Genomic DNA, 21436 nt, shown 5'->3' on the forward strand with positions numbered 1-21436 from the left:
TTAAAGCTATCGTCGTTGCCAACGAAAGTTTAATTTTCATCATTGTACTATTTTTTGAGATAAATTATTTAGCTTCTAGCGCCAAATATTGCTGAGCCAATGCGAACTAAGGTAGAGCCAGCATTAATAGCAAGTTGCATATCGCCAGACATACCCATAGATAAAGTATCTATGCTTGGATATTGTTTTTGAAGTTTAAGAAATAAGTTTTGCATCTCAACAAAACTAGCCTGAGAAGCATTTTTTTCTGGAATCGCCATTAAACCGCGTAAGCATAAGTTATCGCAGGTTTCGATAACATCAAGTAACGCAGGAAGCTCTTGCGGTAAAACCCCAGATTTACTTAGTTCGCCACTAATATTCACTTGTAAACAAATGTTTAGCGATGTATCTTGACCAGACCTATGCTCGTTAAGGCGTTTTGCTACTTTAATTCTATCTATGCTATGTACCCACGAAAAATGGCTGGCTATTAACTTGGTTTTATTCGTTTGAATTGGGCCAATAAAATGCCACGTTATATCAGTTTTATTCTGCAAAGCAGTAATTTTTTCTACGGCTTCTTGCACATAACTTTCGCCAAAATTTCGTTGCCCTGCATCGTATGCTTGTTCGAGCATATCAATAGGTTTAGTTTTACTTACTGCAAGCAAAGTAACTTCATCAGCATTGCGATTTGCAAGCTGACAAGCAGAAGAAATTTGCAGTTCTACAGCAGCAATATTATCTTTAATAGCAATCATATTGTTTATTTCAGTTCTCAATGACTTATTCAGTTGTTAATTAATAATTAATTTAACTCAGAGGTTTGTATGGATATTACCGAATTACTCGCATTTAGTGTCGAAAATAATGCATCAGATTTACATTTATCAACGGGAACACCACCGTCTATTCGTGTTGATGGTGACGTACGTAAGCTAAATATACCAGCATTTGATGAAAAAGATGTTAACGCTTTGGTCTATGATATTATGAATGATCGCCAACGCAAAGAATATGAAGAAAATTTAGAGGTCGATTTCTCTTTTGAAGTGCCAAACCTAGCACGCTTCAGGGTAAATGCTTTTAATCAAAATCGTGGTCCAGCTGCGGTATTTCGTACTATCCCAAGTAAAATTTTATCATTAGATGACTTAGGTTGTCCTGATATATTTCGCAGCATTTCAGAATTGCCGCGCGGTTTAGTTTTAGTTACTGGCCCAACGGGCTCTGGTAAGTCTACAACACTTGCCGCTATGGTCGATCATATAAATAAAACGAAACACGATCATATTTTAACTATTGAAGATCCTATTGAATTTGTTCATCAGAATCACTCATGTTTAATAAACCAACGTGAAGTACATCGCGATACCTTAAGTTTTAGTGCTGCACTTCGTTCAGCGTTACGTGAAGATCCTGATGTAATCTTAGTGGGCGAGATGCGTGATTTAGAAACTATACGTTTAGCAATGACCGCAGCTGAAACCGGTCATTTAGTTTTTGGTACTTTACATACCACCTCAGCACCAAAAACCATTGACCGTATTATTGATGTATTCCCAGGTGAAGAAAAAGCCATGGTACGTTCAATGCTTTCTGAGTCATTACGTGCGGTTATCTCACAAACACTTGTTAAAAAGGTTGGTGGGGGCCGAGTTGCTGCACACGAAATTATGATGGGGGTTCCGGCAATTCGTAACCTTATTCGCGAAGATAAAATTGCTCAAATGTACTCTGCTATTCAAACGGGTATGTCTCATGGTATGCAAACAATGGATCAATGTTTACAAAATTTGATCAACCGCGGCATGATCACCAGACAAGATGCCATGGACAAAGCACAAGACAAAAACCAGTTTTCTGGTTACTAGTCTCAGAGATATGAAAGGGTAATTTAATGAATTTTCATGATTTATTAGAAAAAATGGTGCAGCACGGTGCATCAGATATGTTTGTTACCGCTAAGTTAGCGGTAAGTGCAAAAGTTAATGGCGAGTTGGTGCCTATTGACGATCACGTTTTATCAGCCGATGAATCTTTAAGTTTGGTTCATGATGCTATGTCCGATAAACAAAAAACTGCATTTGACGAAGAAAAAGAATGTAACTTTGCCATTTCAATTGATGATATTGGTCGCTTTCGTATCTCAGCTTTTTGGCAACGAGATATGGCTGGCATGGTTATCCGTCGTATTGTTACCGAAATCCCAGACGCCGATGATCTTGGCTTACCATCAGTGTTAAAAGATGTGGTGATGTCTAAACGTGGTTTAGTGCTATTTGTTGGTGGTACAGGTACGGGTAAATCTACTTCGATGGCAGCTTTAATAGGTTATCGAAATAAAAACTCTCGTGGTCATATTCTAACTATTGAAGATCCGGTTGAATTTGTTCATGAACACCGTAAATGTATGGTAACACAACGTGAGGTAGGGCTTGATACCGAAAGCTTCAGTGCAGCACTGAAAAGCTCTTTGCGCCAAGCGCCCGATGTTATTCTTATTGGTGAAATTCGTAATCAAGAAACCATGGAACACGCGTTAAGCTTTGCTGAAACCGGACATTTATGTATTGCTACTTTACATGCGAACAATGCAAACCAAGCGATTGATCGTATTATGCATTTAGTACCCGCAGAGCAACATGGTAAATTGTTGTTTGATTTGGCATTAAACTTACGCGGCATTATCGCCCAACAGCTTATTCCAACCAGAGATGGCAACGGTCGTGTAGCTGCTATTGAAGTGTTACTAAATTCACCTTATGTAGCTGAGTTAATTAAAAAAGGCGATGTAGGTAGTATTAAAGAAGTCATGGAAAAATCTACCGATCAAGGTATGCAAACCTTTGACCAAGCACTCTTTAATCTATATCAACAAGGGCTTATTAATTACGCAGATGCCTTGCATCATGCCGACTCACCAAATGATCTACGCTTAATGATTAAATTAAGAAGTAACGACCAAGGTGGAACCGGTTCATTGTCAGGGGTTACGATTGATGGTTTAGCGCCTAAAGAAGAATAACTTTTCATGGCGATTTTTTATTGATGTAGTTTTTAGTAGGGTGAAGTAGTTTATATTTCATCCTACTATTTATGCATTAACTCTACGCTGTATGTCACCTTCAACCTGGTTATAACTTTTTCGCTCTGTCTCATTCCTTCCCCTCTATTACGTATTAAAGCTAAAAAGTTTATAAAAACAGATTTAGCCCACTGCATTTTAATTTTTAAGTGATAGCTCTGTATGTGTTGACTTTTTTCAAATTATTTGAATATATAGGTTAGGTAACTATAAGGATTATTATTTGATGTCAAAATCATTATCAGATGGAAAAAGCTTTTACAAAGATGAAGCCGAACTTTTGTATGGAAATGCAAAATCTGGAATTATTGTCACGCTTTTGGCATCAACGATTTTAGTTTTTGCATTTGATACACCTGAAGTGCACACTCAAAAGCTTTACTGGTGGATTGGTATTTTAGCACTTGTTGTTGCTAGGTTAATGGACCTATACAGTTGGAAAAAACATTCACTTAATGTTAGTTACAATGCTAAAAATTTTATACATCGATTTATAGTTGGCGCTATTTTATCTAGTTTGATGTGGTGTTCATACTGCATATATATATCCCGCTACGCCTCTAGCACAGAGCTTGCATCTACTATTATTGTGGTCTCAGCTTTTGCAGGCGGAGCTTCAACTATATTGGCCGCTAATAAGTCTTTAGCGATGGGGTATGCGGCAATTATGCTTGCCCCCTTTTCAGTCGCCTTAGTGCTTTCTTCCCAAGAGTATCAATTTACGCTAGGCCTGCTTGGTTTGGCATTTAGTTTAGTTATGGTGATGACCGCTCGAAAATCTGCCGACTTTACATCACATGCTATTCGATTAAAAAATGATAATGCTGAACTCGTCAATAAAATGGAACAAAAAGTTGCTAGACGAACACAAAAAATTTATCAGCTTTCTAACCTTGACCCTCTTACCGGTTTATTCAATCGCTCTGCGTTTATGTCGCATATGCAAGAGCAGCTTGATTTAAGCGCAAAAAATAGTATCCCGCTTGCCTTGTTATTTATTGATTTAGATGGCTTTAAAAAAATTAACGATACATTGGGCCATCAAACAGGAGATAAGGTACTAAAAAATACCGCAGAACGACTAAAAGCGCTTCAAGGTGATCAGCAACTACTGTGTCGTTGGGGCGGAGATGAGTTTCTGATCACTTTTATGGCGGCAAATGAAGATGCCGCACTTGCTTTTGCTAATAGCGTTATTGAAAAAGTTTCAGAGAGTTACGATTTTGAAAACAATCGACTTTTTATCAGTGCCACTATAGGTATCGCAATCTCTCCTAATCATACTGATAGTGCCGATGAGTTAATTCAGCTAGCTGATACCGCTATGTATAATCAAAAAAAGCTCAGTCCTAGCTCAGTTGGTTTATTTAATAGTGAGTTAGGGCAACGAATAGTGCGTGAAAACCAGCTTAAAGTAGGCCTTTCTAAAGCAATTGAAAAGCAACAGCTTCGCTTAGTTTATCAACCTATTGTCGCATCAAAGTCACATCAAGTGGTTGCTTTTGAAGCACTGCTTCGTTGGGATTTTGCGGGTGAAAACATACCACCTGATAAATTTATTCCAATTGCAGAACAGTATGGATTAATAATAAATTTAGGCACATGGGTATTACAGCAGTCGTGTATCGCAGCTGCCGCCTGGCAGGCATTGAATAACGACACACGCCCCTCTGTTAGTGTAAATGTATCTGTATTGCAATTGTATGATGAAAACTTCATAAATATTGTGGCGCTAGCACTAAAGAATGCAAAACTAACCGCCGAAAATTTAACTATTGAAATTACAGAATCTATTTTCTCCAATGATAAAATAATCATACTTAAATGTATTAAAACCTTGCAAAAAATGGGGGTAAAAGTATCAATTGATGACTTTGGCACTGAGTATTCTTCGCTTTCGGTAATTCAAAGCTTGGCTGCCAATACCCTAAAGATAGATCGCTCCTTTGTTAATATGCTAGATACAAATGGCAAAGTCATTATTGAAGCGGTAAAACATATGGCCGTTAAGCTTGATTATGCTGTAGTGGCGGAAGGCGTTGAAACCCAAGAACAAGCCGAGCAACTTTCAGCATTAGATATTGAAATGCTACAAGGTTACTTCTTTTCAAAGCCTATAGAGTTGCACGATGTAGAAGACTATTTGCTGAATAACTCACCTAAAAATTAAGCTATAAGGCCTACATAATCCGTGTGGTTTAGTAAGTTACTGTATTAATGAATAACGTATTTCATGGTATTTTAAAATCGACAATAATATTAATTACCATATTATTGTTAAGATAATCGTAATCGCAAATTTTACCTTCAATGTGCCCAACTTATTTGGCTTTAGGGCATAGATAAATTTATAGGATAGATAAATGTTAACTTCAATTAGGTTCAGTACCATCATTTTTACGCTTTTTTGTGCAATCTCTGCGGTAGGTGCTGATACATTTACCGCCGGGCCGGTAATAAAAAGCTACGGTAAACATGCTCAAGTTCAACAAGATTTAAAACTAGACAAAAGTAATGTATTTAATGTCGCTTTTGATCTTGGAGCGCAGGGTAATGTAGGTAAGGTAAATGGCAGAATTGAAACGCTTGCACGTTTCATCAACATGCATGTAGCTAATGGCGTACCACTGGAAAACATTAACCTAGCACTCGTTGTGCATGGCAAAGCTGGCTTTGACTTATTAAAAGCCCCTTTGTATCAACATAAATATCAACAAGAAAATGCCAACGTAGCGCTAGTACAAGCATTACTTAAAAACCAAGTTAAAATCTACATTTGTGGACAATCAGCAGCGTATCATGGCATTACAAATGATATGGTATTACCCGGTGTTGAAATGGCGCTATCAGCAATGACAGCGCACGCTACTTTGCAAAACCAAGGCTATACGCTTAATCCATTTTAGCGACCAAATAAGGCCGTAGGCTTACTGATTAGTTAACCTTTAGTACCAACGACAACGCCCATATCCATAACGGTATTGAAACAATCGACATAACGGTTGTAACAACCACAATACCGGCAATAGTTTCTTGGTGCTTATTATGCTGCTTGGCAATTAAATAAGCATTAACCCCAGTTGGGCTGGCACTCAAAATAACTAAAGTCATAGTCGTAATAGCTGAAAATTGAAATATAAAATAGCAAGTTAAGAAAATTAAGCAGGGTAGTAGCAGTAATTTTATAATGCTAGCCGTAATAATAAACTTCATTTCACTGCGTATTTTGTAAAATGCCAGCGATGCACCAAGTAAAAAAAGTGCCAGTGTAATCGCGGGTTTTCCAAGTAACAACAAACTGTTATTAACAACAACAGGCAACTTTATTGCTAGCAAATTAATGGCAAAGCCACCGATTATGGCAATTAATAACGGGTTTAAAAAAGTGTGTTTAAGGAATGTTCGCCAATTAAACTGTGCAATGTTAACGGCTAATAAACTCGTGGTTCCTATCAATAACGCACTGTGTAAACTAACGACCAAAAAAATGGTCGGTAATACCTGCTCACCCAAAACCATTATAGCGATTGGCATACCAACAATAACGTTATTAGAATACCCTGCGCCAAAAGCATAAACGGCTGAGGCAGGTAGATCATGATTTAAATCTTTATGAAAATAATAATTAATCGCCCAAGCAACGGCATAAATCAGCAATAAAGGTAGATAAAAAGCACTATAAATATTCAAATCTATATTGCTCATGTCGGCATTGGCTAATTGTTGAAATAAAAAGGCTGGAATGGCGATATTAAACGCAAACTTGGTCAATGAATCGACATTAGCTTTGCTTAGCCAGTTATATTTCGCCAGTAAAAAGCCAATAAAGCCAACAACAATTAAGGGGCTAATAAGCAGTAAAGTTGCCATTAATTAGTCTCTTTTACAGCTATTGTGGGTATAAACCCGTAGCAAGGCGGTGGACAGATGAATAAATTATCTAGAAAATTAGGCTGCTTGTTAGTTGAGTGACTATCTTTCGAATGTAAAGTGGCCGAGTTAATATTGATTTTCAAAATAGCTTTCTATAATTAATTTTGCCGATGCGGCATCGATATTATCTTTTTTAAGGTTACGATAACCACCTTGTTCAAAAAGTGCCTCTTTAGCTGTAGCCGTAGTAAGACGTTCGTCTTGAAACTCAACCTTTAGGCCAAAGCGTCCAGCAACACGATTACCAAATTTTTTCGCGTCATGCGTTAGCTGTTGCTCGCTACCATCCATATTAAGAGGCAAACCAACCACAACAAAGTCAGGTTGCCATTCTTTAATGAACTTCTCCATGCCAACCCAATCAGGAATGCCATCGCGTGCTTTAACTGAGCCTAAAGGCGAAGCTGAGCCCGTTAGCTCTTGACCAACAGCAACACCAATATACTTTTTGCCAAAGTCAAAACCTAGTATGGTTCGTTCGCCAATAACTGCTTTACCTGCCATTATGCATGCCCAACTTCACTAGATAAGTGTGCCATATCGATACCGAGTTTTTCAGTGGCTTTTTTCCAGCGTTGCTCAATGGGAGTATCAAATAAAATATCACCATCGGCTGGCGTTAAAAGCCAAGAGTTCGCTTTTATTTCTTCTTCTAATTGCCCAGGACCCCAACCAGCATAACCAAGCGTTACCATATACTTAGCAGGTGCGCCTTCAGTACCAAGTGCCATTAAAATATCTTTTGAGGTGGTGATCATTACTTCTTCACTAAGTGCCAGCGAGCTACTCCAACCTGATTGAGTACTGTGTAAAACAAAACCACGATCTTGTGAAACAGGGCCACCGGTTAATACTTGTTGGTCGAGCTCTGGCGCGTCAGTTTTATCTTCGTCAATTTGGGTTAATAATTCATTCAACGTAACATTAATAGGCAGGTTTATAATTAACCCCATTGCCCCTTCAGCATTATGCTCACAAATATAGGTCACTGTTTTATTAAAATACGAGTCGTCTAAGTTGGGCATAGCAATCAAAAGTTGATTTTCAAAACTGTCCATACATATACCTTAATAATTGAGGAGAAATACGCTAAAAATGAACTAAATTAAAGCGTAAATCTCAAACGGAATTGGTTAGCGTTTTTTAATGTTTTGCTCAATAGCATCCATGAGTTTACCGCTAATGTTTATCGGGTATGCTGCTTCAATTTCGCGAATACAGGTTGGGCTAGTAACATTGATCTCAGTCACTTTGTCGCCAATTACATCTAAGCCAACAAAGAATAAACCACGTTTTTTCAATTCTGGTGCAATGGTTTCTGCAATAAATTTATCGCTAGCACTTAAAGGCCTTGCGACACCGCGACCACCGGCGGCTAAGTTACCACGTGTTTCTCCCTGTGCAGGAATACGCGCTAGACAATAAGGCATAGGTTCGCCATTAACGATTAATATACGTTTATCGCCATCAACAATTTCTGGTAGGTACTCTTGAACCATAGCATATTGTGTAGAATGTGCCGTTAACGTTTCAAGAATAACACCCACGTTAGGATCATTTTCACCAATACGGAAAATAGATGAGCCGCCCATGCCATCTAACGGTTTAATAATAATGTCTTTGTTGGCTTTATGAAACTCTCTAATCTTTTGATTATTACGAGTAACTAAGGTTTTTGGCGTTAACTCTGGGAACCAAGCCGTAAACAGCTTTTCGTTACAATCACGCAAGCTTTGTGGCTTGTTAACAATTAATGTTCCTGCAACTTCAGCGCGTTCTAACATGTAGGTAGCGTAGATAAACTCAGTATCAAACGGTGGATCTTTTCGCATTAATACCGCGTCTAAATCGGCAACATTAATATCTTCGCGCTCGTCTAATTCATACCAATGCTCGGTATCGTCAAATACTTTTACTTTGGCTGCGGTTGCTCTACACACACCTTGTTCTAAATAGAGATCTTTCATCTCCATATAATAAATTTCATAACCGCGCGCTTGCGCTTCAAGCATCATTGCCATTGATGAGTCTTTTTCTACTTTGACCTCAGAAATAGGGTCCATAACTACGCCAATTTTTATGCTCATGTTGTTTCCTAAATGTATTGTTATTAAGTACTATCGCATTGCTTGCATGCGACTAGCCCATTAAAATCGTTAAGCTAAAAGGTAATGACCTAATAGCTAATGTAAATCACCATAACGGCACTGCAAGGCAGTAATGGCCGTTAGCGCTGCTGTTTCTGTTCTAAGAACTCGTGGCCCGAGTAAAACATCGTGAAAGCCTGCCTTGTTGGCATTGGCTATTTCATCATCACTTAAACCACCTTCAGGCCCAATTAATAAACGAACTCGCTGATTTTCTATTGGTAAGTTCATAATAGAATGCTCGGCTTTGGGGTGTAAGTTGAGCTTTAACGCTGCTGTTTCTTGTGCTAACCAATCAGCTAAATAAATAGGTGTTGCCACTATAGGGACCGCACAACGACCACTTTGCTCACAAGCACTGATCACTATTTTTTGCCATTGCTGATGTTTTTTCTCTAAACGTTCGCCGCTAAGCTTTACACCACAACGTTCAGTGAAAATTGGTGTAATAGTATTAACACCTAACTCAACAGACTTTTGCAAGGTAAAATCCATACGGTCACCGCGTGAAATGCCTTGCGCTAAATGTATATTAAGTGGAGATTCATTCTCGACCAAAGTTTTAGCAGTAATCTCTACATCAGCAGTTTTTTTACTAACATTTATCAAGGTTGCTTGATACTCAAAATAACCGTCTTGCTCTGCAATACCATTGAATAAAGTAATATCATCGCCGTTCTTAAGGCGTAAAACTCGCACAATATGGCCAAAAGCATCTTCGTTTAATGCTTGTGTTTGGCCTACTTCAAATGCTTGTGCTTGGAAAATACGAGGGTTACGCATAAAGGTTATCCATTATTGCTTATTTAACTTAATTTTAATTTCAGATTTAACGAGCTTATTAATTACTTGAGTTTACCTTAACTATTTAGCTTAAGGCTATTTTTTGATGAAACACCGTCAACAGGTTTTGTTTAAAGTTGCACTTTTAACACTAGGCTTTAGATAAGGGCAATGCATGTTAAATTCAATCAATAAAGTATATTAATTATTTATGCCAAGCTTTACTTAACACTTTAACGAAAGCCTGAAAGCAAAAAACCGCTCAAAGAGCGGTTTTTTATTCAGCAAATATTAAAATTAAATGCCAGCAGATAAACGCAGCGCTTCTGCTTTATCAGTTTTTTCCCAGCTAAATGCCGTGAAGGTATCATCGCCAACCGTCATTTCAAAAGGTTCACGACCAAAATGTCCGTAAGCTGCTGTTTGCTTGTACATCGGGTGCAACAAGTCTAACATTTTCGTAATACCGTAAGGGCGCAAGTCAAAGTGTTCACGTACTAGTTCAACTAAACGCGCTTCAGATACTTTACCTGTACCAAAGCTATCAATTGAAATTGACGTTGGCTCAGCAACACCAATAGCATAAGAAATTTGAATTTCACAACGGTCAGCTAAGCCTGCTGCAACAATGTTTTTAGCAACATAACGACCAGCATAAGCTGCGCTACGGTCAACTTTTGATGGATCTTTACCAGAGAAAGCACCGCCACCATGACGCGCCATGCCGCCATAGGTATCAACAATAATTTTACGACCAGTTAAACCACAATCGCCAACCGGGCCACCAATAACAAAACGGCCAGTAGGGTTAATATGGTATTTAGTGTCTTTGGTGAGTAATTCAGCCGGTAGCACATGCTTAATAATGTTTTCCATTACCGCATCGTGTAAATCTTCTTGTTTAATATCTGGATTGTGCTGAGTCGACAATACAACCGTATCAATAGCTACAGGCTTGTTGTCTTCATAAATAAAAGTTACTTGGCTTTTTGCATCTGGACGTAACCAAGGTAAAACACCTGATTTACGTGCTTCAGCTTGACGTTCAACTAATCTATGCGAGTAGTACAATGGCGCAGGCATTAAAGTTTCGGTTTCATTAGTTGCATAACCAAACATTAATCCTTGGTCGCCAGCACCTTGATCTTCAGGTTTTACGCGGTCAACACCTTGAGCAATCTCAGGAGACTGTTGGCCAATTAAATTCATAATGCCACACGTTTCGCCATCAAAGCCAACATCTGAAGATGTGTAACCGATTTCTGAAATTACATCGCGAGTTATGCGCTCTAAATCAACCCAGGCTGTTGTTGAAACTTCACCTGAAATAATGGCAACACCAGTTTTTACCATAGTTTCACAAGCAACACGTGCATGTTTGTCTTGGGCAATAATAGCATCTAAAACCGCATCAGAAATTTGATCGGCAATTTTATCTGGATGTCCTTCTGACACTGACTCAGAAGTAAAAAGGTGTGTAGACATAAACCCTCTGTAAAAATAAACTGAAAAACAATCTTATACCTATTGGGCTTACGAATTAGTCACTTAGCGCTAATAGCCAATTTGGTATGAGTCTTTAATGGCGACATTCTAACTGTTTAACAAACTTATTCATAGAGTTATTTACGCCTAGATGGCTAAACGTCTTTGTTTTGTGTCGAAATTTTATATATTCTGTAAAAGATATTTTCCAGAAAAATAGCTTTTATTATTTTAAATCAATAGTTAACGAATTTTATATTGCTAAAACTGTTAAGGGTAACTATTCAGTTGTAATGGTTGCTGCCAAATATGGTTAAAAAGCGCTTGTTGAATATCACCATGTTTTGAACTGTAAAAGCTGCTTGTGCCTTTATTAGTACTTGAGTTTATGAGGTTATTTCGGGTTAACTGTCGTTGCAATTGCTCAGTAACAGGTAAAGCCGTTTCCATAATAACCACATGATTACCGCATATTTTTTTGATCAGGCCCTTAACTAAAGGATAATGAGTACAACCAAGCACAATAGTGTCGACGCCTTTATCAAGCAAAGGTTGTAAATATGCACTGAGTAATAATTCGCACTCAGCAGAGTTATTTTCATTCCGTTCTATCAGTTCAACTAAGCCAGGGCAGGGCTGAATAATAACATCGCTGATATGACGATATTGTGCCACTAAGGCTAAAAAGCGTTGGTTTTCAGCCGTTGCTTTAGTCACCAAAATAGCAACTTTTTTATTTTTACTTAAACTTGCAGCAGGTTTAATGGCAGGTTCAACGCCTATAACTGGAATAGAAATGTTATTGCGCAGTTGATCTATCGCGTTCACGGTTGCGGTATTGCAAGCAACAACAATCGCTTTAGCGCTTCGTTCAATAAACCATTGCGCTATCTCGTTGACACGTTGTTGAATAAATTCAGTCGATTTATCGCCGTACGGCGCATGTAAAGTATCGGCTACATAAAGTAAGTTCTCATGAGGTAACTGCTGATGTATGCATTGCGCAATAGATAAACCGCCAACACCAGAGTCGAAAATACCAATAGGATCACTGTTAGTTACTTGCCGTTTATTTTTCGCTGCTGAATTTTCGGCGGTTATATTGGTTTTTTTTTGCTTTGGCATTAAATTGATGTGACTTAATTCAGGGCGAAGTTAGTTGTGCTAAGTATATTATCAACAGGCAAATCAGATCTAGAGATATTTTGGCTATGATATTAACTGCCTAAATAAACCCGACAGTAAGCGCTGATTTTTAGCTTTGACTTAATATACCGTTATCTTTTGCTGTGACTATTTTATTTTTACAGGGAGAAAACAATGAGAAGGGAATGAGTTGAGAACTATAGACTTGAAACTGATACGTAAATCAGCGCCACCTTATATAAATAGGTTTAAACTTGTTGTTCGCTTCCTCATTTACTCCTCCTGCCTTTCTCCCTGTGAATAAATTCATTTTTGCGAATCACGATTAAACTCAGCAAAATAAACTAATACATATTTTACAGGGAGAAAACAATGAGAAGGGAATGAGTTGAGAACTAAAGACTTGAAACTGATACCTAACAAAGCGGCCCTTGCATAAATAAATGTAAACCTGTTGATCGCTTCCTCATTTACTCCTCCTGTTTGTCTCCCTGTGAATAAATTGACTTTAGCGAATCACGAGTAAACTTAACTAAATAAACTAATGCTTATTTTTACAGGGAGAAAACAATGAGAAGGGAATGAGTTATGAACTATTGACTTGAAACTGATATCTAACAAAGCGGCCTTTGCATAAATAAATGTAAACCTGTTGATCGCTTACTCATTTACTCCTCCTGCCTTTCTCCCTGTGAATAAATTGATTTTAGCGAATCACGAGTAAACTTAACTAAATAAACTAATGCTTATTTTTACAGGGAGAAAACAATGAGAAGGGAATGAGTTGAGAACTATAGACTTGAAACTGATATGTAAAACAGCGCCACCTTATATAAATAGGTTTAAATTTGTTGATATCTTCCTCATTTACTCCTCCTTCCTTTCTCCCTGTGAATAAATTCATTTTTTCCAGTCACGAGCAAACTTAGCTAAATAAATACATAATGAAAGCAATAACGAGGAATACTCTTGACAAAATAACAGGGTGAAACAAAGAGGGATAATAAAGATGACCTCCAAGGTGCCGCGGTTCACATTAGTCCTGAACACCGGGTGTTCAGGGCGGACGTATCATTTCAACCGTAGGCTTCCCGATACGAGCCGGGCTTGCACAATAGTTAATAATCAACATCCTTAGGTAAAACTTATCGGCTCAGGGACATAGTTCACACACAAACACCCCAGAAGTCGAAGCCATTATAACGAAAATTGTCAGCCGAATTAAGTCTTTTATCACTTGTAAGACCTGACTGCTTAATGCTTGAACGAATTGAAGTTTCTTTAATCGAAAAAGTATCTTTATGTAAAAAAAAGATTAAAGCGAGTTAACTAGGCTGTTTTAGTAGGGTTTACGGCTTGCTCAATTGTATCTTGTAGTAATTCAATTTTACTTTGCATTTTTTCGCGTTCTTGCTCTAACTCATTACGTGCTTGAATGAGATCGTGGGCAAGGTTTAGTGACATCATTACTAAGGCTTGTTCTGGAGATTTTACTGACGCAGACTTCTTAACGTCTTGTTCTAGGCGTTGATTAACTTCATTCGCAGCTTGCAGCAACGCAGATTCATGGCCAGCAGGACAAGCTACTTTCAGTCGTTTGTTGGCAACATTTATGGTTACTGTGTGTTGGCTCATTGTGCGATATTCTCAATGCATAATATTTAGTTTATTGAGCAAATTGCTCGCTATGTTGCGCTACTTGCTTGTATTATCAAGAAATTTAATGATAACCAAAAGTAATGCACCATAAAGGGGAACTATAACGGTGCGAGTTACACTATGCAAGTGATCTCTATGGTTTTTTCTGGAATCAAGGCTAGGCCAATGTTAACATAGCCAACAATATACTCCCGATTGAACTGATATTTTTATGGCTAATAGCACCACTTTAGATTTCCCCTCTGTACAAGCAATTTTAACCAGTGAAGGTATTGAAGCGCATGCTGCTGAAATTCATGGCGTACTTACCGGGTTAATTGCCGCCGGCTTTGAGTTTGAAAGTAATGATTATATCGCCATGGTAAACGATATGCTTAACAACGCTGAAGGCTTGCCTACAACAATACAAAGCTTAGTAAAAAATATTTACAGTGATATTTGGCAGAAAATTCTCGACGACTCTTACAGCTTTAAACTAATGCTGCCTGATGATGACGACTCAATTATTGAACGTGGTCATGCCTTAGGTAAATGGGTGCAAGGTTTTAATTTAGGCTTTGGTTTACAGCAAACAAAAAATGCTGCTTTGTCTGAAGACGTTAAAGAAGTGCTGGTAGACTTTGGCGAAATCGCTAATTTGTCAGACGAAATGGAAGAAGACGAAGACACCGAACAAGCCTTTTTTGAAATTGCTGAATACGTTCGCATTTCAGCCTTACTTTGTTTTACTGAGTTAGGTTCGCCGCCAGCACCACAAGATAAGAAAACCACTCTACATTAAGGCTACATTCATTCTACATTAACACAATAAAGCGACTGGGTTTAATCCTTCAAATAATTAAACTCGGCCCTCAGTGTGAAAATAGTTTGAAAAAAATGCGAAAATAGTACGAAAGTTATCAGTAACTAACGTTAATCAGACAGAAATTAAGCTAATAATTATGATCAAAAATACCTTATTACCCGTGGCTGAATTTTGTCAGCGCAGAAAAAACTTTATCGCACAAATGCCTAACAATAGCATCGCGCTTATTGCAGCAGGTAAAGAAGTAACGCGCAGTAACGACACTGAATACCCATTTTGCCAAAATAAGCATTTTTATTATTTAACCGGTTTTAACGAACCTGATGCTATTTTGGCAATCATTAAAGCTGATGATGTCGCCGAAAGTGTTTTATTTTCTCGTGAAAAAGATCCACTACAAGAAGTGTGGCATGGCAGGCGCGTAGGGCAAAACAAAGCGATTAAAGATTATAAATTTGATAACTGCTTTGCCTTAGCCGATATTGAAGAACAGCTAATACCGTTAATAACCGGTAAAACCGCGGTGTTAATTTGTCAAAATGAACAAAACGATTTTCAACAACAAGTACTTAATTGGTTAAGCCAAATCAAACAAGCCTCTCGCACCGGGGCTAAAGCGCCAACAACCTTGATTGATTGCAATAACATACTCGACGAAATGCGCTTACATAAGTCAAATGCTGAGCTTGATATTATGCGACAAGTTAACGTGATCAGCGGGGCTGCTCACCAACGCGCAATGCAGCAAAGCCAAGCAGGCAAGTTTGAATATCAAATAGAAGCCGAATTATTACACGAATTCGCCAGTAATGGTGCGCGCTACCCAGCATATAGCTCTATTGTTGCAGGTGGCGATAACGCTAATATTTTACATTACACCGATAACGACGAAGCCCTGAAAAACGGCGACTTACTTCTAATAGATGCTGGCGGCGAACTCGCGGGCTATGCAGCCGACATTACTCGTACCTTCCCGGTAAATGGTAAGTTTAGCGAACCACAAAGCCTTATTTATCAGTTAGTGCTCGATAGCCAAAATCTTGCTATTGCAGCAATTAAACCCGGGCAAACACTTGCAGAGCTTAATCGTATTGTTTGTGAATTTCTGACAAAAGGGTTGTACGATTTAGGTATTTTACAAGGTAACTTAACAATATTAATCGCCCAACGTGCATGTAAAAAATACTTTATTCATGGGCTTGGGCATTGGTTAGGGCTCGATGTTCATGATGTTGGCGACTACCATGCCAGCGCAATGCGCGAACAATTACGCCCATTTGCTGACGGGATGGTATTAACAATAGAGCCGGGTATTTATATTCCAAGTACAGATAAAAGCGTTGATGAAAAGTGGCGCGGTATTGGTGTTCGCATAGAAGATAATATCGCGATAACCGCAACCGGTTTTGAAAACTTAACCGTGAATGCACCCAAAACCATTGCTGATATTGAAGCCCTTATGGCTGATTAACAGCGGTGCATTAAAAGCGGCTGATTAAAAGCGGCGCATTAAAAACGGTGCAGTAAAAACGGTGCAGTAAAAATAGCGCAGTAAATTAACACAACAGGTTAATAATGAAAACGAGTGCAGCAGATACAAACAATATACCTGATAGCAGCCAACATTTTGATGTTATTATTTCAGGTGGAGGTTTATCGGGCAGCTTAATGGCATTAAGCTTATCTGGCTTGCGTGATCATAACCAGCAGCCGTTGAAAATTGCCATTATTGAAGCCAATGCAGTGTTAACTGAGTCAAGCGCTAGTTTTGACAATCGCGTTTTAGCCTTATCTCACGGCAGCGCAAATTACCTCAATAATATTGGTGCATGGCAACATTTACAACAACATGCTGAGCCGATACAAAACATTCATATTTCAGATCGCGGTTATTATGGCAAAGCGCGACTTTATGCCGAACACCACCAAGTAGACGCGCTTGGCTTTGTGGCTGAAATGACCCACATTGGCGCTGCGCTGCTAAAAACCTTAAGCACTAAAAACCATGTAACTTGGTTTACGCCAGACAGTATTAACGAAATAAAATGGCAAGCAGAAAAAGTAAATGTTGAACTTCACTCTGGCATAAAATTATCTGCCGCGCTTTTACTGGCCTGCGATGGCGCAAAGTCGCCTTGTCGAGCATTTGCTAACATAGCAACAACAAGTCGCGATTATCAACAAACCGCTTTAATCGCTAATGTTGCCACATCTATTCATCACAATAACATTGCTTATGAACGCTTTACCGACACTGGCCCGATCGCCATGTTACCTTTAACGGCAAGTCAAAATAACTCAACTGAACTAGGTAAATCAGCAAAAAATAGCGCAGGTCGATGTTCTTTAGTGTGGACATTAACCCCTGAACTTGCTGACAAAATGCTGAATTTACCCGAGCACGAGTTTGCTGAGCAATTATCGCAATCATTCGGCCACTGGCTAGGTAATATTACCCATGTCGGTAAACGGGTTACTTACCCTCTTAAATTAGTGCAAGCTAATGAACAGGTTTATCATCGCATGGCTCTAATTGGTAATGCCTCTCACACTATTCATCCTATTGCCGGACAAGGCTTTAATTTAGGTTTGCGTGATGTAAGCGACATGACAGAAGTGATTAAACGTGCCTTGTTACAGCAACAAGATATCGGTGCTTTTGCCAATTTAATGCAATATGGCAAAGCGCGAGGGCAAGATCAAAAGCAAGTGATCAACTTAACCGACTCGTTAGTTACTTTATTTTCGAATCAACTACCGCCATTAGTTGCAGGGCGTAATATTGGTTTAAAAGTAGTAAACTATTTGCCGAGTTTGAAAAACGCACTTGTTAAGAAAACCATGGGCTATTAATCATTAGATTAAAGATATCTATGAGCATAAAACACATAACCCTTAAAATATGACGATTAAAAACGTAAATATAACCAAATTGAATATGGCTAAACATGCAAAAATTTGATCTATTAATTGTCGGCGGCGGCATGGTTGGCTTAACCTTGGCGCTTGCCATTCGCCAACAAACCGAGCTCAGTGTAGCTATTGTCGACAACGCGCCAGTTGGCAACTTAAGTGATACCCTTAGCGATGAACCAGAACTACGCGTTAGTGCTATAAATGCCGCGAGCCAACAAATATTTAGTAACCTAAATGTTTGGCAAGACATTATTGCTCAGCGCACCCAGCCATATCACGACATGCATATTTGGGACAAAGCGGGCTACGGACAATTAGATTTCTCATTAAACGATGTTAACCACACCAGCGTTGCCAACAATCCCGAACAACTGGGCTTTATTATCGAAAATAACGTTATTCGCAACGCACTGTGGCACAAGGCAGAACAAGACAGTGGTATCGTATTTTTTACTGAGCATAAACTGCAACAATTAAGCCCAAGCGATAACGAAGTATTTGCTACCTTTGAGTCTAGCGACAGCAGCAACAGTCAAGCTATGCCAATAGTGGCAAAGTTAGTGGTAGGGGCAGACGGCGCTAACTCTTGGGTACGTAAGCAAATGAACGTACCGTTAACTTTTCGAGACTATGATCATCATGCCATGGTAGCTACTGTAAAATGCCAGCAAGGTCATCAAAGTACGGCTTGGCAAGTATTTCTAGCAACAGGCCCTTTGGCGTTGCTGCCGCTATATCAAAAAGATTTATGTTCTATTGTTTGGTCAACTAGTCCTGAAGAAGCCTCGCGCTTAACGGCTTTATCAGCCGAAGAGTTTGGCAAAGAAATAACCGCAGCTAGCGATGGCAAACTTGGCGAAGTTAAACTCCTGAGCGAGCGCATTACTTATCCGTTAACCATGCGTTTTTCACAAGAGTTTGTAAAAGGTCGTATGGTGTTGGTTGGCGATGCTGCCCATACTATTCACCCGTTAGCTGGCCAAGGTGTTAATTTAGGTTTGCTCGATGCCGTAGCATTGTCGCAAACGATTAGCGAACAACTGAGTAAAGCTCAAGCTAAAGGCATGCTCGACGACAACGCTTGGTATAGCGATAAATCGTTGCAACAATTTGCCCGCTGGCGTAAAAGTGAAGCCGCAGAAATGATCGCCGCCATGGAAGCCATTAAACAAAGCTTTAGTCCGCAACAAAGTGCGATTAAATTATTACGAGGTTTAGGTATGTCGTTGCTTAATAAGTTTACACCGGCTAAAGCTGTGATGATCAACCAAGCGTTAGGCTTTAAAGAAAACTTACCTGTATTGGCTAAAGCGAGCGCTAAGCCATTATCTGCTAATTCACTATCTTCGAAATAGCTGTTTAACCTGAACTCTAGATAATGAATGCTTATCCAGAGTTCAGGTTAAGTAATATTACGCTTTAAGGTCTTAACTTTTTCTGAGTAGGCCTCGTTAGTTTGGCTATTTTGTTGACTATAAGGTCAAGTAAATCAGTGCTTTTACCCGCTTTAAATGCATTAAAACCACATGATAAAAAAATAGTTTCTCAGCAACATATCAACAATATAAAATTTTAGCCCACAAGTTGCTGAGTTTTTATACCCTAAAGGAATTATATTTTTCAAAGTGCTACTTTTGAAAATATAATTTGGAATAGATTATTTAGTCGGGTTTTTATTTTTATTATGCCATTTTATCTGTTGAATCAACGATTACTCGCGGCTATAATCTTTAGCACTTTTTGTAAATCATTCGTCTTTATTCTAGGTTTATACGCAAAGGTATAAAATAGTGCTGTTAAAAGCACTTTATTGCTAGATAAAACAACTAACGTGAGTGAAACGTAGCATGTCAAATAAAACAGTATTACACGCCAAGCACATTGAAGCTGGCGCTAAAATGGTTGATTTTTACGGTTGGGATATGCCGATTAACTATGGTTCTCAAATTGAAGAACATCATGCAGTGCGCACCGACGCTGGTATGTTCGACGTTTCACACATGACCATTGTTGACGTTCAAGGCCAAGATGCACAAGCATTTTTACGCCGTTTAGTTATTAACGACGTTGCCAAGTTAGACGTTGCAGGTAAAGCTTTATATACCGGCATGTGTAATGAAGAAGGCGGCGTAATTGACGACTTAATTGTTTATTTTTTCACAACAACTGATTACCGTTTAGTGGTGAACTCAGCAACGCGTGAAAAAGACTTAGCTTGGATCAACGCCCAATCAGCTGAATTTGACGTAGTCATTACTGAACGTCCTGAATTTGCCATGATCGCTGTACAAGGCCCTCAAGCTAAAGCTAAAGTAGCAACATTACTTAGCGCAGAGCAAAATAAAGCTGTTGAAGGCATGAAGCCATTTTTCTCAGCACAAGCGGGCGACTTATTTATCGCTACAACGGGCTACACCGGTGAAAACGGTTACGAAATTGCTTTACCCGCTGAACAAGCTGCCGATCTTTGGCAACAATTACTAGACGCAGGCGTTAAGCCTTGTGGTTTAGGTGCTCGTGATACGCTTCGCTTAGAAGCCGGCATGAACCTTTACGGTTTAGACATGGACGAAAGCGTTTCACCATTAGCCGCTAACATGGCGTGGACCATTAGCTGGGAACCAGAAGATCGTAACTTTAATGGCCGTGAAGTATTAGCGGCGCAACGTGCTGCGGGTGACCAACCTAAATTAGTCGGCTTAGTGCTTGAAGAAAAAGGTGTTTTACGCACAGGCTTAAAAGTAATTACAGCAGCAGGCGAAGGTATTATTACTTCAGGAACATTCTCTCCTACTTTAGGCCACAGTATTGCCATGGCACGTGTACCACGTAGTACAGCATTAGGCAGTACAGTAGAAGTTGAAATGCGTAAAAAGCTAGTAAAAGTTCAAGTAATTAAGCCAAGCTTTGTACGTAACGGCAAAAAAGTTTTTTAACTATTTCTTACTAATATAGGGTTAACACGCACTTTTATTAATGCGTAATAAAACCCTATTAAATTGCAGAATATTTAAGCTATAGTATCAATTGAAACGCGCAAGCAGCTTCATACTATGGTCATTTAAACAAAAATTTTAAAATACAGACTAGGAACCAAACAATGAGCAACATTCCTTCAGAATTAAAATATGCAACATCACACGAATGGGTACGTAACGAAGGTAACGGTGTAGTTACTGTAGGTATTACAGAACACGCACAAGACCTTTTAGGCGACATGGTATTTGTTGAGTTACCAGAAGTTGGCGATACCGTAAGCACAGGCGACGACGTTGCTGTAGCTGAGTCAGTTAAAGCTGCATCAGACATTTACGCACCGGTTACAGGTGAAGTTGTAGAAGTGAATGAAGACCTTGAAGATTCACCAGAGCTAGTTAACTCTGACGCGTTTGGTGACGGTTGGTTATTCAAATTGAAAATTGAAGACGAAGGCGAGTTAGATAGCTTGCTAGATGCTGAAGGGTATGCAAACTCGATCGACGAAGACTAGTT

19 protein-coding genes and 1 other RNA gene are annotated in these 21436 nt (G+C 39.0%); 10 read left to right on the forward strand and 10 right to left on the reverse strand.

Features of this window, described 5'->3' with window-relative positions; all coding sequences use genetic code 11:
- Positions 1–68: 68 nt before the first annotated feature.
- On the reverse strand, positions 69–743 hold the full coding sequence (locus B6A32_RS06945) for a YggS family pyridoxal phosphate-dependent enzyme (RefSeq protein ID WP_085302297.1): 675 nt from the start codon (positions 741–743) through the stop codon (positions 69–71).
- A 69-nt stretch (positions 744–812) separates the two neighbouring features.
- On the opposite strand from B6A32_RS06945, the gene B6A32_RS06950 reads away from it, so the two are divergent.
- From B6A32_RS06950 to B6A32_RS06965, 4 genes are all read left to right on the forward strand, one after another.
- Positions 813–1856, forward strand: coding sequence for a type IV pilus twitching motility protein PilT (locus B6A32_RS06950; RefSeq protein ID WP_085302299.1), 1044 nt, complete (start codon positions 813–815; stop codon positions 1854–1856).
- Between the two features lie 26 nt (positions 1857–1882).
- Complete coding sequence (locus tag B6A32_RS06955) at positions 1883–3010, forward strand: PilT/PilU family type 4a pilus ATPase (protein WP_085302301.1); 1128 nt, start codon at positions 1883–1885, stop codon at positions 3008–3010.
- Between the two features lie 286 nt (positions 3011–3296).
- Positions 3297–5240: a putative bifunctional diguanylate cyclase/phosphodiesterase gene (locus tag B6A32_RS06960; RefSeq protein ID WP_085302303.1), complete on the forward strand. Its 1944-nt coding sequence runs from the start codon at positions 3297–3299 to the stop codon at positions 5238–5240.
- A 193-nt stretch (positions 5241–5433) separates the two neighbouring features.
- Complete coding sequence (locus tag B6A32_RS06965; protein ID WP_085302305.1) at positions 5434–5976, forward strand: DsrE family protein; 543 nt, start codon at positions 5434–5436, stop codon at positions 5974–5976.
- Between the two features lie 28 nt (positions 5977–6004).
- Here the strand turns inward: B6A32_RS06965 and B6A32_RS06970 are convergent, their stop codons facing one another.
- From B6A32_RS06970 to B6A32_RS07010, 9 genes are all read right to left on the reverse strand, one after another.
- Positions 6005–6940: an AEC family transporter gene (locus tag B6A32_RS06970; protein ID WP_085302307.1), complete on the reverse strand. Its 936-nt coding sequence runs from the start codon at positions 6938–6940 to the stop codon at positions 6005–6007.
- A gap of 129 nt (positions 6941–7069) precedes the next feature.
- Positions 7070–7507: a Holliday junction resolvase RuvX gene (gene ruvX / locus B6A32_RS06975; protein WP_085302309.1), complete on the reverse strand. Its 438-nt coding sequence runs from the start codon at positions 7505–7507 to the stop codon at positions 7070–7072.
- Positions 7507–8061, reverse strand: coding sequence for a YqgE/AlgH family protein (locus tag B6A32_RS06980; RefSeq protein ID WP_085302311.1), 555 nt, complete (start codon positions 8059–8061; stop codon positions 7507–7509). Before B6A32_RS06980 ends, ruvX begins: the two co-directional genes overlap by 1 nt.
- 75 nt (positions 8062–8136) lie before the next feature.
- Entirely contained in the window at positions 8137–9090 is a 954-nt protein-coding gene (gene gshB, locus B6A32_RS06985; protein ID WP_085302314.1) for a glutathione synthase, read from the reverse strand.
- A 96-nt stretch (positions 9091–9186) separates the two neighbouring features.
- Positions 9187–9933 (reverse strand): 16S rRNA (uracil(1498)-N(3))-methyltransferase, encoded by a 747-nt coding sequence (rsmE, locus tag B6A32_RS06990; RefSeq protein ID WP_085302317.1) that lies wholly within the window; start codon positions 9931–9933, stop codon positions 9187–9189.
- 297 nt (positions 9934–10230) lie between these two features.
- Positions 10231–11418, reverse strand: coding sequence for a methionine adenosyltransferase (metK, locus tag B6A32_RS06995; protein WP_085302319.1), 1188 nt, complete (start codon positions 11416–11418; stop codon positions 10231–10233).
- A gap of 270 nt (positions 11419–11688) precedes the next feature.
- A complete protein-coding gene (gene murI / locus B6A32_RS07000; RefSeq protein ID WP_198946873.1) occupies positions 11689–12543 on the reverse strand; it encodes a glutamate racemase in 855 nt (284 codons plus the stop codon).
- A gap of 1030 nt (positions 12544–13573) precedes the next feature.
- Positions 13574–13755, reverse strand: a non-coding RNA gene (ssrS, locus tag B6A32_RS07005) — 6S RNA.
- A 138-nt stretch (positions 13756–13893) separates the two neighbouring features.
- Complete coding sequence (locus B6A32_RS07010; RefSeq protein ID WP_085302321.1) at positions 13894–14199, reverse strand: cell division protein ZapA; 306 nt, start codon at positions 14197–14199, stop codon at positions 13894–13896.
- A gap of 235 nt (positions 14200–14434) precedes the next feature.
- Here B6A32_RS07010 and B6A32_RS07015 point away from each other — a divergent pair, with 235 nt between their 5' ends.
- The 6 genes from B6A32_RS07015 (at position 14435) to gcvH (ending at position 21434) form a co-directional block, all read left to right on the forward strand.
- Entirely contained in the window at positions 14435–15004 is a 570-nt protein-coding gene (locus B6A32_RS07015) for a UPF0149 family protein (protein ID WP_085302323.1), read from the forward strand.
- A gap of 160 nt (positions 15005–15164) precedes the next feature.
- Positions 15165–16499 carry a Xaa-Pro aminopeptidase gene (gene pepP, locus B6A32_RS07020; RefSeq protein WP_085302325.1) on the forward strand — a complete coding sequence of 445 codons (1335 nt, stop codon included), beginning with the start codon at positions 15165–15167 and terminating at the stop codon, positions 16497–16499.
- A gap of 104 nt (positions 16500–16603) precedes the next feature.
- Positions 16604–17881: a 2-octaprenyl-6-methoxyphenyl hydroxylase gene (ubiH, locus tag B6A32_RS07025; RefSeq protein ID WP_233131339.1), complete on the forward strand. Its 1278-nt coding sequence runs from the start codon at positions 16604–16606 to the stop codon at positions 17879–17881.
- A 95-nt stretch (positions 17882–17976) separates the two neighbouring features.
- Entirely contained in the window at positions 17977–19299 is a 1323-nt protein-coding gene (locus B6A32_RS07030; protein ID WP_085302327.1) for a UbiH/UbiF/VisC/COQ6 family ubiquinone biosynthesis hydroxylase, read from the forward strand.
- A gap of 492 nt (positions 19300–19791) precedes the next feature.
- On the forward strand, positions 19792–20880 hold the full coding sequence (gene gcvT / locus B6A32_RS07035; protein WP_085302329.1) for a glycine cleavage system aminomethyltransferase GcvT: 1089 nt from the start codon (positions 19792–19794) through the stop codon (positions 20878–20880).
- A 164-nt stretch (positions 20881–21044) separates the two neighbouring features.
- Positions 21045–21434 carry a glycine cleavage system protein GcvH gene (gcvH, locus tag B6A32_RS07040; RefSeq protein WP_085302331.1) on the forward strand — a complete coding sequence of 130 codons (390 nt, stop codon included), beginning with the start codon at positions 21045–21047 and terminating at the stop codon, positions 21432–21434.
- Positions 21435–21436: the final 2 nt, after the last annotated feature.

The organism is Colwellia polaris (genome assembly GCF_002104515.1).
Classification (GTDB): Bacteria; Pseudomonadota; Gammaproteobacteria; order Enterobacterales; family Alteromonadaceae; genus Cognaticolwellia; species Cognaticolwellia polaris.